This is a genomic window from Streptomyces sp. NPDC006551 (assembly GCF_040611675.1).
GTDB lineage: Bacteria > Actinomycetota > Actinomycetes > Streptomycetales > Streptomycetaceae > Streptomyces.
In genome coordinates, this window is record NZ_JBEXOT010000013.1 from 79533 (window position 1) to 96450 (window position 16918).

At 73.1% G+C, this 16918-nt stretch carries 6 protein-coding genes and 1 pseudogene; 4 read left to right on the forward strand and 3 right to left on the reverse strand.

Annotated elements, in window-relative coordinates; translation table 11 throughout:
• The first annotated feature begins 100 nt into the window (after window positions 1–100).
• Both ABZY12_RS15455 and ABZY12_RS15460 read left to right on the forward strand, forming a co-directional pair.
• Complete coding sequence (locus ABZY12_RS15455) at window positions 101–7132, forward strand: DEAD/DEAH box helicase (RefSeq protein WP_356890335.1); 7032 nt, start codon at window positions 101–103, stop codon at window positions 7130–7132.
• Window positions 7129–9411 carry a UvrD-helicase domain-containing protein gene (locus tag ABZY12_RS15460; RefSeq protein WP_356890337.1) on the forward strand — a complete coding sequence of 761 codons (2283 nt, stop codon included), beginning with the start codon at window positions 7129–7131 and terminating at the stop codon, window positions 9409–9411. The genes ABZY12_RS15455 and ABZY12_RS15460 overlap by 4 nt, the downstream gene beginning before the upstream one ends.
• Before the next feature lie 347 nt (window positions 9412–9758).
• Here ABZY12_RS15460 and ABZY12_RS15465 read toward each other — a convergent pair whose 3' ends face one another.
• Together ABZY12_RS15465 and ABZY12_RS15470 are read right to left on the reverse strand one after the other, a co-directional pair.
• Window positions 9759–11690, reverse strand: coding sequence for an ABC transporter permease subunit (locus tag ABZY12_RS15465; RefSeq protein ID WP_356890339.1), 1932 nt, complete (start codon window positions 11688–11690; stop codon window positions 9759–9761).
• A gap of 5 nt (window positions 11691–11695) precedes the next feature.
• A complete protein-coding gene (locus tag ABZY12_RS15470; protein ID WP_356890341.1) occupies window positions 11696–13225 on the reverse strand; it encodes an ABC transporter substrate-binding protein in 1530 nt (509 codons plus the stop codon).
• A 169-nt stretch (window positions 13226–13394) separates the two neighbouring features.
• Between ABZY12_RS15470 and ABZY12_RS15475 the strand changes: the two genes are divergently transcribed.
• Window positions 13395–14567 (forward strand): MFS transporter, encoded by a 1173-nt coding sequence (locus tag ABZY12_RS15475; RefSeq protein WP_356890343.1) that lies wholly within the window; start codon window positions 13395–13397, stop codon window positions 14565–14567.
• Between the two features lie 520 nt (window positions 14568–15087).
• A pseudogene (locus ABZY12_RS15480) lies at window positions 15088–15292 on the forward strand (transposase); the annotation flags it as partial.
• Between the two features lie 174 nt (window positions 15293–15466).
• Here ABZY12_RS15480 and ABZY12_RS15485 read toward each other — a convergent pair.
• On the reverse strand, window positions 15467–16681 hold the full coding sequence (locus ABZY12_RS15485; RefSeq protein WP_356890345.1) for a glycosyltransferase: 1215 nt from the start codon (window positions 16679–16681) through the stop codon (window positions 15467–15469).
• Window positions 16682–16918: the final 237 nt, after the last annotated feature.

Here is a 16918-nt window from a genome sequence, read left to right on the forward strand (position 1 = left end):
TCCATCCCGTTGTCCGTTCCAGGATCCGCCGCGTCACCGCCGCACGAAATGGCGTCTTTTCAGCCTTCATGACTGAAACTTCAATGAATCTGGAAGCGCTGTGATCACCGAGGTACTGTTCGTGAGGCTCGGCAGCGGTATCGGAGAGGCGAAAGGGACCGTCGTGAAGCCCACCATGGCCGCCGCCCAGTTGCGCGGCAGTCTGACGCAGTACCTCACGACGACGTACGCCCTCGCCGACGAGGGCACCCGGCGTGCCCTGGAACGCTTCCTCGGGCATCCCGAGACGGGGATCTTCCGGGGCCCCTACCTCCGGATCCGGACACCGTTCCACGTGGCCGACGACGGCTGGCAGCGGGAGCTGGAGTGGACGGCCGGGTTCCCCGGCTTCGCCCCGTACCGGCACCAGGCCCGGGCATGGGCGCGGCTGTCCACGCTGCACGGCCCGGCCCGGCCGACGCTGGTGACCACCGGGACGGGCTCCGGCAAGACGGAGTCGTTCCTGATCCCGGTGCTCGACCACTGCCGCCGCGAGCGGGCGCGCGGCAACCGGGGCGTCAAGGCCGTCCTGCTGTACCCGATGAACGCGCTCGCCACCGACCAGGCCGGCCGCATCGGCGACTACCTGGCGCGGGCCGAACTGGCGCAGGTGACGGCCGGTCTGTACATCGGCGACCGGCCCGACACGGACTTCCGCCGGGTGATGACGCGGCGCGAGGAGATGCGCGTGTCGCCGCCGGACGTGCTGATCACCAACTACAAGATGCTCGACCTGCTGCTCCAGCGCGGCGAGGACCGCTCCCTGTGGGAGGGCGCCGACCTGACGTACGTCGTGCTGGACGAGTTCCACACGTACGACGGGGCGCAGGGCACCGACGTGGCCATGCTGCTGCGGCGGCTGGCCGCGGCGACCGGTGCGTCACGGCCGGGCCGGCCGCTCGGGTCGATCTGTCCGGTGGCGACGTCGGCGACCCTGGGCGAGGGCCCGGCGGACGCCGCGGGCAAGGAGGCGGGCGGCATCCTCGACGTGGCGTCGCGGGTGTTCGGGATGCCGTTCCCGGCGGACGCGGTGGTCGGCGAGGAGCGGATGACGGCCGAGGAGTTCACGGGTGCCGTGGACTACGAGCTGCCTGAGCCGCCGACGCCGCAGGAGGTCATCGCCTGTTCGGGCGGTCCGGGGGTGGATGCCCAGCCCGATCTGCTGGACCTGGACGGGCTGGCGCAGCGGCTGCTCGGCCGCACCGGCCTCGACGCCTTCCGCATCGGACGGCTGCTCAAGCGCCACGACTTCACCCACGGCGTGCTGTCGCTGCTCGGCGGAGAGCCGCTGGACGAGTGGGGGCTGCGCGACCGGCTGGCCCGCTTCGGGTATGCGTGGGGGCGCACCGCGCGGGAGAACCCGCAGCTGGTGCTCCAGGCACTGTCCCGGTTCGTCGCCCTGCTGTCGGCGGCGCGCGACCCGGAGTCCGACGAGCGCCGGCCCCGGCCGCTGCTGCACATCGAGGCCCACCTGTGGATCCGGCCCGTCACCCGGGTGCTGCGCGGTGTGGGGGCGGCGCCGGAGTTCCGGTGGTACGAGGACGACCGCACCGCGGCGCGCCGGGCCTCGCTGCACGCCGCCCCGGTCACCGACGAGGAGTCCGACGGCCCGTCCGACGGCTGGCCGTCGGCTTCTGCACGGCCGCAGCCGCTGCCCGGGGCGGACACCGCCGTCCGGCCCGCCGAGGTGCATCTGCCCGCGGTGTACTGCCGCAACTGCGGCCGTTCCGGCTGGGCCGCGCTGTCGCCCGAGGCGGACCCGCAGCGGCTGGTCATGGCGCAGGACCGGATCTGGCGGGCGTCCGTGGGCCGGGACAAGCGGCGCCTGCGCTACTTCATCGCCGCCACGCAGGGCGAGCGGCAGCAGACACTGGACGCGCTGACCGGTGCGCGGCCGTCGGACGGCGGTGGCGTCGACCCGCTGTCGGTGGTGGTGCTCGACGGCGGGCAGGGCACCTACCGGCTGCCGACGCCGTCGGACGCGGGCGACCTGATCGACGCCTGGTTCGCGATGGCCATGCTCGACAAGAAGTCGGCCGACCGGGCCGCCAAGGACGACCGCTGCCCGGCCTGCCACACCGACAACAGCATCCGTTTCCTCGGCACCGCGCAGGCGGCGCTCGCCTCGGCGACCGTCACCCAGCTGTTCACGGGCGGCGACATCGCGCTCGTACCGGAGGAGCGCAAGACGCTGCTCTTCAACGACTCCACGCAGGACGCGGCCCACCGGGCCGGATACGTCGCGAACGCCTCGTACAAGTTCTCGCTACGCTCGCTGCTCGCCCACAACCTGGACGAGGCGGGCGCGCCGACCGCGCTCAACGACCTGATCGGGCACGTCCTGGAGTCGGTGGACGACCCCGAGGCGCTGGCCGCCGTCGTGCCGCCCGACCTGCACGACGAGCCCGGCGTCGACCGACTCCTGTCGGGACGCGGTACCGGTGACGCGCGGACGTGGAAGCTGATCGGCGAGCGTCTCGCCTTCGCCACCGTCATGGAGTTCGGGCTGCGCAGCCGCATGGGCCGCACCCTGGAGCTCACGCGGACCGCCGCGGCCGAAGTGCTCGTCGCGGAGCCCGAGCGCGTCACGGCGCTCGCCCGCGACATCCATCTGTCCCTGCCGGGCCAACTCCTCGTCACCGACGGGCTGCCCACGCCCGACCGCTACCTCGCCTACGTCCGCGGCCTGCTGGAACGCCTGCGGCTGCGGGGCGCGGTGCACCACCGGTGGCTCGACACCTGGATGAAGGAAGCCGGCACCAACCGGTACCTCATCTCCGGCCGCAGGCCGGAAGGCATGCCCGCGTTCCCCGAAGGCGTCGCGCCGCCGCGCTTCCTGCTGGACGGACAGAAGGACAGGTCGGAGTTCGACGCGATCACCGGCCGGCTGGGCTGGTACCAGGACTGGACCCGCCGCTGTCTCGGCCTGGACGCCGCCGGTGCCACCGAGTACCTGCGGCGGCTGCTGCCCGCCCTCGCCGACGAGCGGGTGCTCGCGGTGCGCACCGCCCGGGACCGGCAGACACGGCTCTACGGACTGCAGCCGGGGCACATCGAGGCACGGCTGCTCGACGACGCCGTCGTCAACAAGGCGTTCGTCAGCTGCGAGGACTGCGGCTGGCAGCAGGTCGTGGCGCCGGAGCGCCGCACCCGCTGGTACGGGCACCCGTGCCCGCGCTACCGGTGCAAGGGACTGCTGACCCCGCCCCAGCCCGGCATGCCGCGCAGCGGTTCCAGCACCTCCGGGTTCGGCTCGACGGTCCGCGAGCGGGACTACACCGGCGACTACTACCGCCGGCTCTATCTGACCGGCGGGACGTTCCGCGTGGTCACCGCGGAGCACACGGGCATGCTCACCAGGCCGGAGCGCGAGCGCGTCGAGCGCAGCTTCAAGGCGGGCACGCACTACACCGACCCGAACGTGCTGTCGTGCACGCCCACGCTGGAACTCGGCATCGACATCGGTGAGTTGTCGGCCGTGCTGCTCGGGTCCCTGCCCAAGGGCCCCGCCAACTACGTGCAGCGGGCCGGCCGTGCGGGACGCCGTACGGGCAACGCGCTGGTGGTCGCCTTCGGTGGGCGTCGCGCCCGCGACCTGTACTACCTGGACGAGCCGTCGGAGATGATCGCGGGGACGATCCTTCCTCCCGGCTGCTACCTGTCGGCCGTGGAGATCCTGCGCCGCCAGTACACGGCCCGGCTCCTCGATCTCGCGGCGAGCGGCGGGCTGCGGACGTCCGACGGCGAACTCCTGCCGCCGGTGCCCCGGTTGTCCTCCGCGTTGTTCGGCACCACGGGCTGGTGTCAGGACCTGGCGGACGCCGCGCAGACCCACGGCGCCACGCTGGTGGAGGAGTTCCTCGCCCTGTTCCCGGGGGGCGGCGACGATGCCGACGGTGGCGTGTCGCCGTACGCGGCGGACGAGCTCCGGGCGTACGCCACCCGCGGCATCGTCCGGGCGCTGCAGGAGGCGGAGGAGGACTGGACCGGCCGGCGCGAGGAGCTCCGGCGCAGGATCGCCGCGATCGACGAGGCCGCCGAGCACCTGGTCCGCACGGACGTCGTTCAGGACCGCGAACGCCGGGAACTGCTCGCCGAACGGCGCGGTGCGGGGGACCTGCTGCGGGAACTGAGCCAGTCGAGTGCGCACGGGACGCTGGTGGAGCTCGGACTGCTGCCGAACTACAGCCTCACCGACACCACCACGCAGCTGGAAGCGACGCTGTACTGGACGGAGACCCCGGACGACGAGGAGGACACCCGGCCGGCGAACCCTGCGGGGGACCCGGCCAAGCGGGTGTACCGCAGCGAGACGCGGGACTACGAGCGCTCCCGCAAACTCGCCCTGACCGAGCTGGCGCCGGGGAACAGCTTCTACGTCAACGGCTACCGGCACGTGGTGCGCGCGCTCGACGTCGGCACCCCGGACCGCCGCGCCTGGGCCGAGTGGCGGCTCTGCCCGGCGTGCGGGTACGTCCGTACGCATGACGCCAGGAAGGACACCAGCCCGTGTCCCCGCTGCGGAGGGCGGGAGATCGCCGACGCGGGCTGTGTGCAGTACGTGCTCCAGCCGCGGCGCGTCGTCTCCCGTGACAAACGGGACGACGCCCGGGTGCGGGACGACCGCGACGAGCGGGACCGCCGGCACTATGCGGTGCTGACGACGGTCGACGTCGACCCGGAGCGGATCACCCCCGGGTCGTGGCGGCACGAGACGGCCGTCTTCGGCGTGGACTTCACCCGGCACGCGAAGATCCGCACACTCAACCTGGGTCTGGACCGGGAGGAGGGCAGCAGCACCGTTCCGCTCGCCGGCGCCGACGTGCGGCTCAACCCCTTCTACGTGTGCACCAGTTGCGGCGGCGCGACGGCGGAGGGCCGTCCGGTCGTGGACGTGCCCCAGCACGCGCTGACGGACTCCGGCGCGGCGAGCACCGCGGCCGCCGCCCACCACCTGCTGTGGTGTCCGCGCCGCCGGACCAGGGAAACCCCGGCGGTCGGACCGGCCGAGGAACAGGGCAAGGGTGAGGACGTGCCGCTGCTGCTCGCGCACGAGCTCACCACGGAGGCGGTGCGCATCCTGCTGCCCGCCTCCGTGGCCCGCGCCAAGGAGCGCCTCGCGTCGTTCACGGCGGCGCTGTTCGCGGGCATCGCGGCGCAGTACGGCGGCGATCCCGACCACATCGACATCGCCGAGGCGACGATGCCCGACCACCTGGGCGCCGACGGCTCCGACTGGCCGCGGCGCTTCCTCGTGGTCTACGACCGCCTCCCCGGAGGCACCGGCTATCTGCACCGGCTCGCGTCCGCCGACGGCTTCCGGGACGTGCTGCTCAAGGCGCGGGACGTCATTGAGGACTGCGGGTGCCGCGAGAAGGGTCTCGACGGCTGCCACCAGTGCCTGCTGCGGCGCGTGCCGGCGGCCGACTACGACAAGGTCAGCCGCAACGAGGTGCGGCAGATGCTGGAGGACCTCCTCGGCGAGGACGGTTCGCGCTGGCGGACCTCACCCGTCGCGACGACCCGGCACATCCCGCTGGAGCGGCAGGCCGAAAGCGATCTGGAGATCCTGTTCATCGAGACGCTCCAGGAGTGGGCGAGGCTCGCCGATTCCGGGGCCACCGCCGACGCGTACACCACGTCGGCCGGCACGTACGCGCTCGACCTGCGGCTGACGGGCGACGACGGGGCGACCGTGAGCTGGCGGGTCTCGCAGCAGCGCGCGCTGGACGGCACCCGGCCCGACATACTCCTCGAACGCCTCGACGCGCCCGGCCCCCGCGTCGCGGTGTACCTCGACGGCTTCGCCTACCACGCGACCCCCGAGCACAACCGGCTGGCCGACGACGCCACGAAGCGCACCGGTCTGCGCAGCGAGGGACTGCGGGTGTTCCAGCTGTCGTACGACGACGTCAAGGAATGGCGCGAGCGCGTACGGGACACCGGATACGCGGCGGCGGGCCCGGCCGACCCGGTCTGGCAGCCCTACCCGGCGGACGCGCAGAACCGCGCACGCGACTACTACAGCCGTATCGGCGGAGGGCTGCCCGGCGAGCTGTCCGACGCCGTCTGGGTCAACCCCGCCCGGCTCCTGCTCGCCTATCTACGGACGCCCGACGCCGCACGCTGGCAGCGGCGGGCCGAAGCCGCCGCCGCGGGGCTCATCGGCGCGGCGGGCGTCCGCGCCGCCGCCCTCGGGACGGACGGCCTCGGGCCGGCCCTGCTGTCGGCGCTGGGCGGTGGGACGGTCACGGGCCCGGCGGGACCGGTCCGGCTCGTGTACGGGCCCGACGCCTCCGGCTGCCGGCTCGTCCTGGCCGCGGACGGCCGGCGCACCCCGCCGGTGTGGACGGGTCTGACCGTGCTCGACGACAGCGCCGAGGCCATGGACGACGCACGGGCCCACCGGAGGCGCTGGCGGGCCTGGTTGTACTGGAGCAACGTGCTGCAGTTCCTGGATCACGGGGGCGGCGACAGCGCCCAGCTCACCACAAGCCTCGTGGACGGCTTCGCCACCGAAGCGCTGACCGTGACCGGCGGCGAGGGATGGCTGCAGTCCGCCCGGACCGAGACTCCCCGGGAGGAGTCGGCACCGGTCGCGGCCGAGGCGGCGGCGGTCGAGGTCGGCGCCGTCCGGGACGGCGCACCGGCGGCCGCGGTCGCCGCTGCCGCGGCCTCTGCCGAAGTGACGGCAGCAGCCGCCGCGCCGGTCGCGGCACCGGCGACCGGCCGGGACCCGGGCTGGGACCCTGTGCTCGAATTCCTCGATCCCGACGAGGCGGGCCTGGCCGAGCTGGCCCTGGCCCTGGCGGAGGCCGGTGCGCCGGCGCCCGAGGACGGTTACGAGCTCGACGAGCGGGGCTGGCAGGCCGAACTGGCCTGGCCCGCGGACCGCGTCGGCGTGGTCCTCGCCGCCCACGACGACGGCCCGGAACCCGACCACGAGGCCGCGGACCGGGACGAGGCCTTCGCGGCGGCCGGCTGGGACGTCCGTACGGCGACGGCCTGGGACGCCGCCGAACTGGCTCGGCTGCTCGGACGGGGCCGGGGCACGAACCACGACAGCACCAGTGACGGGGAGCACACACGATGACCGCCTCGGGCGTGACGCTGCGCCTGCTCGACAAGGCCGACAAGGAGATCCTCAAGCTCCCGCGCACGGTCAAGGGCGCCTTCTTCGACTTCCAGCACAAGTTCAAGACGAACCCGCACACCACCGGCCTCAAGCTCCAGCAGCTCAAGGGAGACAGCCGCCTGTGGTCGGCGCGCGTCAGCGACGACTACCGGGCCCTGCTGATCCGGCTCGCCGAGGACGACTGGCTGATCGTCTCCGTCAAGCACCGCAAGGATGTCTACGACCGGCTGTCGGCGCAGGTCAACCAGGTCACCGGTGGCATCGAGTACGTCGACCTGGAAGTCGTGGAGGAGAGCGTCCTCCGCCGGGTTCCCGCCCCGCCCGCCCCGCCCGCCCCGGCGCCGGCCGTACCCGAAGCCACCGCGCCCGAGGCTTCCGCGCCCGAAGCGGCCAAGCCGCAGGAGCTGTTCGCGGCCTGGACCGACGCCCAGCTGTCGGAGCTCGGCGTCGCCGAGCCGCTGCTCCCGGTCATCCGAACGCTCACCACCGAGGACCAGCTCCTCGGCCTCGTCGAGTACGCGCCCCAGCTCACCGGCGAGGTCCTGCTCGCCCTCTTCGACGGCAAGGCGTACGACGAGGTCCTCGACCAGGTGACGACGCCCGTCGCCGTCGCCGAACCGGTCGACCCCGAGGACTTCCAGGCCGCGGCGCAGCGCCCGGCCACGGTCGTCACCACCTCCGACGAGGCCCTCCGCGAGGCCCTGGAGGGCGGTGACTTCAGCCGCTGGAAGGTCTTCCTCCACCCCACCCAGGCCAAGCTCGTGGAACGGCGTTATTCGGGTCCGGCCCGGGTCGGCGGCGGTCCCGGCACGGGCAAGACCATCGTCGCCCTGCACCGGGTGCGTCATCTGGTGCGGCAGCTGCCGCCCGGCCGCGACAAGCCGGTCCTCCTCACCACCTACAACAAGAACCTCGCCGCGGATCTCCGGTCCCGGCTGCTGGAGCTGGGCGGCGAGGAGCTGCTGGCCAGGGTCGAGGTCAGCCACGTCGACCAGCTGGCGCTGCGCATCGTGCGCGAGGCCGAACCGGGCAGCGGCAAGCAGGTGATGGACGACAGCCAGGCCGTACGGGAATGGCGGGCGCTGCTCGACGAGCTGGGCGAGGAAGGCTGGGACCCGGAGTTCCTGCACGACGAATGGACTCAGGTGATCCTGGGGCAGGCCGTCGCCACGCGCACCGACTACTTCCGTGCCCGGCGGGCCGGACGCGGCCGGAACGTCACCCGGGGGGAGCGCGCCGAGATCTGGCAGCTCGCGGAACGCTTCACCCAGCGCCTGGACCGGCTCGGACGCCAGACCTGGGACCAGGTCGCCGAGCGCGCCGCCCGGCTGGAGATGGGCCGCGAACAGCGCGTCCTCTCCCTCGCGCGGCAGCGGGAGGAGGCCGGCGGCCTCGACAACATCCATGTCGCGGACGGCTCGGGCGGCTGGCTGCGCTACCGGTACCGGCACATCGTGGTGGACGAGGCCCAGGACCTGCGCCCGGCGCACTGGAAGATGCTGCGCGCGATGGCGCCCCGAGAGGCGGACGACCTGTTCCTGGTCGGCGACACCCATCAGCGCATCTACAAGAACCAGGTGACGCTGGGCAGCCTGGGCGTCAACATCCGGGGTCGGTCGTCGAAGCTGAGCCTGAGCTACCGCACGACGCGCCAGATCCTCCGCTCGGCGCTCGACGTGCTCGGTGAGACGGACTACGACGATCTCGACGGCGACAAGGAGACGCTGGCGGGCTACCGGTCCGTGCTCAGCGGACGGCAGCCGTCAGGGCATTCCTACCCGGACTGGGCGGCCGAGCGGGAAGGCATCGCGGCTCTCATCGCGGGCTGGGACGCCGACCCCGATCTGGCCATTCCGCACGAGCAGATCGCCATCTGCGTGCCGACGAACCAGATGGCCGCCGAGATCGGCTACACGCTCGGCACGCACGGCATCCGGCCGGTGGAGATCCGTGCAGACGGCCCGCAGGGCGACGGCGGCGTGCACATCGGCACGATGTTCCGGTTCAAGGGGCTCGAATACCAGCGAATGATCATCGCGGGCGTGTCTGACGGCCTGGTACCGCGCGAGGCGGTGAGCCGGCTGCGCACGAGTGATCCGGTGCGGTACCGCCACGAGATGCAGCGGGCCCGGTCGCTGCTGTTCGTGGCGGCCACCCGCGCCCGGGACAGCGTGGACGTCTTCTGGCACGGCCGACCCAGTCCGTTCCTGGGCTCCGCGCTGACGCGGCAGGAGTAGAGCGGGGCTGGGCGAGAGCCCACGAACACGCCCGATGGGAGCTTTCTGGGACTTCTCTGGGACTTTCGGCCGCGTCAACGGGCACGACCGTGAAACAGCCGAAAGACGATCTGCCCAGGTCAGTCACTCAGGGAGATGGATCGTGGCAGGTCACAGAACCGTCAAATCTTTTCCGCGACATCTGACGGAACGCCACCGCCGCACCCCTTCTGACCTGCGAAGTCGCGAGTCGGAAGGGGTGCGGCGATGTCTGTGGGACTTCTCCGAGGACCGGCACGGGCGGGAATGCCACTGCGCGCTGGCGGAGCGCCTGCGCCACGGCCGTCGGAAGGACCCCGGCATCACCGTCAAGGACGCGGAGAGGAACGGGCGGTGGGCCGGACGCTCGGCGACTCCGGATCATTTCGTGGCGGGTTACGGCCTGCGACGGCCGGGCCCGGGCGCTCCGGTCGCAGGGCACCTTCAGGCCGGTGTCGGAGGTGAGGTCGTGTCCTGGGCTCCGCTGCGGCGGGCGCGCGCCGCCCCTGTCCGCCGCGCTGTCCGGGTGCGCTGCTGGTGACGGCGAGGACGGACAGGAGGATCAGGGCTCCTGCCGGGGCGAGGACGGTCCAGGGGGCGAGTTCGGCGTAGGGCTGGTTCTCGGAGAGCAGGCGTCCCCACTCGGGGGTGGGGGGTTGTTCGCCGAGGCCGAGGAAGCCTAGGGAGGCCAGGACGAGGACGGTGGTGGGCAGGCGCAGCAGGGCGTTGTGCAGGAGGGGGCGGGCGAGGGCGGGGATCAGGTGACGGCGCAGGAGGTGGAGGCGGCCGGCGCCGAGGGAGACCGCGGCGGCGAGGTGGCCGCTCGCCCGTTCCTGCTCGGCCAGGGCGGCGGTCTGGGCCGCGTACGGGGTCCAGCCGACGGCGCAGACGGCGCCGGCGGCACCCCACACGGACGGGCCCGTGGCCGCCGTGACCAGCAGTCCCGCGAGGACCGCCGGCATCGTCGCGACGACGTCGGTCGGCCCCGCGCTGACGCGGGGAAGGAGGCCGAGGAGGAGTCCCGTCAGGGCGCTGACGGCTGTCACGGCGAGCGCCACGCCGGCCGTGCGCAGGGCGCCGTGGCCGAGGCGGGCGAGCAGGTCACGGCCCAGGGAGTCGGTGCCCAGCGGGTGGGCGGGGCCGGGTGGCAGGAGCCGGGCCGCCGTGTCGACGTGCAGGGGGTCGCGCAGCAGCCCCGCCACGACGAGGGCGAGGAGGGTGAGGGCGCAGCCCGCGGCGAGGAGGTGCCGGGCGCGCCCTGCGGCCGGCTCGGGCGGGGGAAGGGCGGGCAGGGCGCCGTCGCGCAGCGGGCGGCCGAGGAGTGCGCGGCGCAGCGCCTGTACCAGGAGGCCGGAGGCCGTGCCGAGGAGGACGAGCGCGAGGGTAGCGGTCTGAAGTGGCGGCAGGTCCTGGGCGAGAGCGGCGTCGAGGGCGAGTCGGCCGAGCCCGGGGACGTTGAAGATCCGCTCCACGGCGACCGCGCCGCCGACCAGGGCGACGACGGTCGGCAGCAGTTGGGGCAGCACGCCCGGCAGGGCGCGGCGCAGCGCGTGGCGTGCGATGTGTCCGGGTGGGAAGCCGACGGCGTGCCAGGTCCGGGCCCACGGTTCGCGGAAGGCGGCCGGCAGCGCCTGGTCGAGCAGCCCGCCGATCATGGCGCCGGACGGGATGCCGAGGGCGAGGGCGGGGAGCACCATCGAGGCCGGGCCGTCCCACCCGCTCGACGGGAACCAGCCCAGCCACACCCCACCGAGCAGGGCGAGCAGGGAGGCGAGCAGGAACTTGGGCAGCGCGGCCAGAACCGCCGCCGTAGTGCCCGCGCGGTCCGCGCGGAGCCGCCGCCCGGCCCCGAGGTGCAGAGTGCGGGCGCAGATCCCCGCCGCCACCAGGACGGTGACGAGGAGCGCGCCCAGCATGAGGGTGACGGAGACCCCGAACGCGGCCGTCACCTGCGGCAGGACCGGTTCCCCGGTCACCCATGAGGTACCGGCGTCGCCACGCGTCAGGCCGCCGAGCCACGTGGCGAGGTGGGCGAAGGGTCCATCCTCCAGGCCGAGTTGGGCGCGCACGGCGGCCAGTTCGGCCGGGGTGGGGTCCTGGTCGGGGGAACGGGCGCGCAGCACGGTCAGGGCGGGATCGGTCAAGGACAGCCAGGGCAGCAGGGCCACGGCGGTCAGGACCGCCGCCCCCGCCGCCGCGCGGCCGAGACCCGTACCCCGGCGTGCCCGGCGGGCGGACGCGGAGCCGTGCACGCTGCTCATGTCCCCTACTCGCGACGGGTGTCGAGGGTGATCAGTGCACGTTCACGCGGGTCGAGGGTCACACCCTCGACACCCGTGGCGATGCCCTGGACGACCTTCTCGTGGACGAGCGGCACGACCGCGTCCGTCCGCAGGACCTCCGCCTCCGCCTCCATGATCTTCCGCTGCCGCTTCGTCATGTCGCTCTCCGCGGCGGCGGCCCGGACAGCCCGGTCGACCGCCGGGTCCTTCAGCCCGGCGATGTTGTAGACGCCGGTGCCGGTGAAGTCGCTGGCGAGGTAGGCGACGGCATCTCCGGTGTCGAGCAGCGTGACCCGGGAGAACACGAGGGCGTCGTACTTCCCAGCGAGCAGGTCGGACTCCATCTGCGTGTACTCGCGGACGTCCTGCTTCACCGTGAATCCGGCCTTCTCCAGCTGCTGCTGGAGCACGCTCGCGGCCTCGGGCAGCTCGGCACGGTTGGTGTACGTGGCCAGACGCACCGTCCGGCCCGAGGTCTTCGCCGTCACCTGGCCGGGCGTCGCGGCCTGGGCGCGGCCGGTCACCGCGACGCGCCGGTCGGCGGCCCAGGGGACGGCAGGCCCGAACAGGCCCTGGGCCGGGTCGGCGTAGCCGCCGAAGACGGACCCGACGAGAGCGGAGCCGTCCACGGCTTCCCGGGCGGCCGCGCGCAGGCCGACGTCGGTGAACAGGCCGCTGCCGGTGTTCAGGACCAGGCTGTCGGTGCGTACCGAGGGCACCTCGTGCCGGGTCCCCTCGTCCAGGAGCTTGGCCTGGGCGGTGGGGATCCACTCGGCGATGTCCATGTCGCCCGACCGCAGCGCGTTGGCCCGGGCGGTTCCGTCGGCGATCCAGGTCACATCGATGCCGGCCGATTTCGCCTTGCCGCCCCAGTAGCCGTCGTAACGGTCGAGGGTGGCCTTGGTCTTGCCGGTGAGGCGAGTGATCCGGAACGGGCCGGTGCCGGTGCCGACCGGGCTCACGGTCCCGTCCGCCGCGTACGCCTTGGCGGACAGGACGGCGAGGGCGGGGCTGGCGAGACGGAGCGGAAGAACCGGGTCCGCACTCTTGGTGGTCAGGCTCACGGTGTCGGCGTCGACTGCGCGCGCGGTCAGGTCCACGTCGCTGAGCACGCGGGGCTTGGGAGACGCCTGCCCGGCGTGGGCGAGGGCGTTGACGACGGCCTGGGCGGTGACGGGCGTGCCGTCCTGGAAGGTGGCCTTGCGTAGCTCGAAGGTCCAGGCCGTGGCGGTGTCACGCTTCCAGGAGGTCGCGAGCGCGGGGGCGGCGGCGCCCTTCTCGTCGAGGGCGGTGAGGCCCTCGGCGACCGACAGCTTGTTCAGCACGGTGGCGTCGTTGCTGTACGGGGACAGTGCCTTGACCGGCGGCACGGCGAGGGCCACCCGCAGACGTCCCTCCGTACCCCCCTGCCCGCTACCGGTGGATCCGCCGGCACTCGGGCTCGGCGCGAAACAGCCGGTCAGCAAGGGGGTGAGGGCCAGGGCCGTGAGGAGACCGCGGGTGGTGTTGCGCATGGAGACGTCCTGTCAGATGGGCATGGGGCAGCGCAGGGGCGCCGGGTGGGCAGCCCAGAGGGAGGAAGTCTATAAGGGTAGGCTTACCGAACTTCATCCGGGTGGGTGAAGCATCAACTATTGGCGCCGACCGCCCGAGGGCGCCGCCGCACCACCGAAAGCACACCGCATGACCCCGCTCGCCCGGCTCCTTGTCGCCAGCCAGTTCGCCTTCAACGTGGGCTTCTTCGCCGTCCTGCCCTACCTCGCCGACCACTTGGGCGGCACCCTCGGACTCGGCGGCGCATTCGTAGGGTTCGTCCTGGGGCTGCGGACCTTCAGCCAGCAGGGCCTCTTCGTCGTCGGCGGCGCACTCACCGACCGGTACGGCCCGCGCCCCGTCGTCCTCGTGGGATGCGCCCTGCGCGTGGCCGGGTTCGTCTGGCTCGCCTTCGCCGCGAGCGCGTGGACCGTGATCGGATCGGTGGTCACGGTCGGCTTCGCCGCCGCGCTCTTCTCGCCCGCAGTCGAGTCCGAGATCGCCCGCGAGGCCCTGCGCGTCGAACGTGCCGGCGGCCCCCGCCGCACCCGCACCCTCGCCCGCTTCTCCGCCGGCGGCCAGGCCGGCGCCCTGCTCGGCCCCGTCCTGGGCACACTCCTGCTGTACGGGGGCGGGGCGGGCCATTTTCGTGCCGCGTCCCTGGCCGGTGCGGGCGTCTTCCTCGTCGTCCTGGCGGCCCACATCCGGCTGCTGCCGCGCCGCACGGTACGGGAGGCGGACGCGGAGCAGCGCCAGAACTGGCGAACGGTCCTGGGTGACCGCCGATTCCTCCTCCTCGCCCTCGCGTACTCCACCTATCTCCTCGCCTACAACCAGCTCTACCTGGCCCTCCCGGCCGAACTGGACCGTGCGACCGGCTCCCAGGCAGCCCTGGGCTGGCTCTTCGCCCTCTCCTCCGCGCTCGTGGTGTTCGGCTCCTCCCCGGTCGAACGGCTCGCCGCCGCCGCGCGACTCGGCCGCCCGGCCATGATCCGCACCGGACTCCTGCTGATCTCCGCCGCCTTCGCCACCGCGGCCGGGCTGCGGACGCTCGACGGACCGGCCGCGGCGATCGCCTTCACCGTGCTGCTCACGCTCGGCCAGATGCTGGTGCTGCCCGCCACCCGGGCGCTCCTGCCGGACCTCACGGGCCAGGGACGCATCGGGCTGGCGACCGGAGCGCTCTCCTCCCTGTCCGGGCTCGTCGTCCTCGCCGCCGGCGCCCCGATCGGCGCCCTCCTCGACCGTGACGGGCCCGCCCCCTGGCTCCTCCTCGCGGCGGTCCCCGTCCTCGGCCTCACCCTCGTGCCCTCCCGCCGTTGACAGCGTGAAGGTGCTGTCGAGTCGGTACGCGAAGATCAGGGCCGGTTCCCTCCTCGAAGAGACCCCCTCACCGCCGAGGCCATCACCGGCCTGAACCTGCTTCCCGACGAGATCTCCGCCGTTCTGAGCCAGGCCCTCGAACACGAAGATCACGTCATCACGTAGCGCGCCAGAAGGTTCCGAACGGGCTTGACGCGATGAGAGCGCGGGCGATTCATCAGGCCGCAGGGGTGGTGCCCTCGCGGAAGCGGAGGACGTCGTCACCGGTGACGTCGAGGCGAGGCCGGGTGGACCGCAGGGGGTTGGCGCCAGGATCCACCGCGGTCGACGGCGGTGTCGGTATCCACCTCCGCGATCAGCTCGCCCGGACGAGAACGACCTTCGAGGGGTCACGGGCGACCCGGAACGAGGGAAGCGCGGGTCGTAGCGGCCGACGTCAACACCCGGAGACAACCTTCCGCAACACGCTTTGAAGAGCGTTTCGTCCCGCGGGGGGGGTGCTTCATTGCACTACTGAAACATGCCTCGCAAGCAGCGACCGTATCCGAGTGACCTGTCCGATGCCCGCTGGAAACTGCTGGATCCGACTCTGGCAGCCTGGCGGGCCGAACGCAGCGGGAAGGGCCTGGACATCGGTCGGCAGCCCGAGCACGACCTGCGCCGGATCATGGACGCCGTTCTCTCCCTCGACCGGACCGGCCTGACGTTACCTGCCGCGCGATTTCGCCCTGTGGGAGACCTGGCCACGTGCACGACTTGGGGCAGCGTTTGCTCATGACTTCCGGAGGCGGCCGGGGTGCGGCGACGTGCGAATTGTTCGCGAGTTTCGGCAGCACGGATGCGGCAGAGCGCCTCGGACAGCCTGGCACAGGAGCGCGGTGATTGAGCATCCCCCAGGTTCACCCGGCGCCTCGTGAGTCGATGTGGGCGAGCACAGGAGCGGCGCCGTCCTCTGCGGCGATGCGGTGGGCGAGTGCGGCCGCGCGGTGGTGGTAGGCCGGCTCGGACAGGCAGGCGGTGATTGCGGCGCCGAGGGCTTCGGCGGTGAGGTCCTGGAACGGCAGAGGCCGGGGGGCAACCCCAAGCTGATACAGCCGAGACGCCCAGAACGGCTGGTCGGCCATGACGGGTACGGGCAGGGCCGGCACTCCGGCCCGCAGTCCGGCTGCGGTGGTACCCGCCCCGGCGTGGTGGACGACGGCGGCGGTGCGCGGGAACAGCCAGTCGTGCGGGAGGTCGCCGACGGCCAGGACGTCGGTGCCGCGGCCGCTCAGTCCGGCCCACCCCGCCTGCACCACCGCGCGCACGCCCGCCCGCGCCACCGCCGCGGCCACCAGCTCACTGAGCCGTTCCCCCTGCTCTGGTGCCATACTTCCGAACCCGATGAACACCGGGGGCGGGCCGGCCTGGAGGAAGTCGACCAGTTCGGCCGGGGGACGCCAGCGGTGCGGCCGCGCGGGCCACCAGTAGCCCGCCACTTCGACATGGGACGGCCAGTCTTCAGGGCGCGGCACCACCAGCGGGCTGAAGCCGTGGAAGACCGGCCGAACGTCCCCCGGGGCCGGCGGCGTGCCGGCGGGCAGCCCGAGGCGGGCGCGCAGCCGGGTCACCGCACCCGCGAAGACCCCTTCCGCCCGCTTCTCCACTGCACGGCCCGCGGCGAGGTTGCTCTCCGGCCCCGGGCCGTCGACGTCCCGTGCGCCGGGCAGCGGGAACTGCCTGGTGGCGAACGCCGGTACGAGGTAGGTGCCGATGACAGGTACGCCGAACGCCTCGCCGGCCGCCCGGCTGAGCGGTGCCGGGCCGGAGGCGGTCAGCACCAGGTCGGTTCCGCCTGCCACGGCCTCCGCCACCCCGTCGGCGAGCCCGTCCGCGTACGCCCTTGTCAGCGCCCGGGCTTCTTCCCGCGACGCCGCCCGGGACCAGGCCCGGAGCAGCTCCTGCGGGTCTCCCGGCACAGGCCGGTGGTCGAGACCGCACCCGCCGACGAGTGCGGCGAAGGACGGGTGAGCGGCCACGGCGACCTGATGGCCCACGTCCAGCAGGCGCCGCCCCAGGCCCGTGAAGGGCGCGACATCACCCCGGGAACCGGCGGTGATGATCAGAATCCGCATACAGCGATCCTCCTCGCAAATGCCGCCCGGTCACCGTCGCCGGCCACCGGGCCCCCATCGCACACCGCCACGTCGGCGTGCGGCTCAGAGCCGCGTCCATCCGCTGCCGCTCGGGCGATCCGGTCCGGACGGGCTCCACACATGTACGTGCGGGCGCCAGAGCCGGTGACGCCGTGGTCAGCGAAGCACGGTGTTCGTCGTGGCTCAACTCGCGGAACGACAGGCGCCATTCGTGAA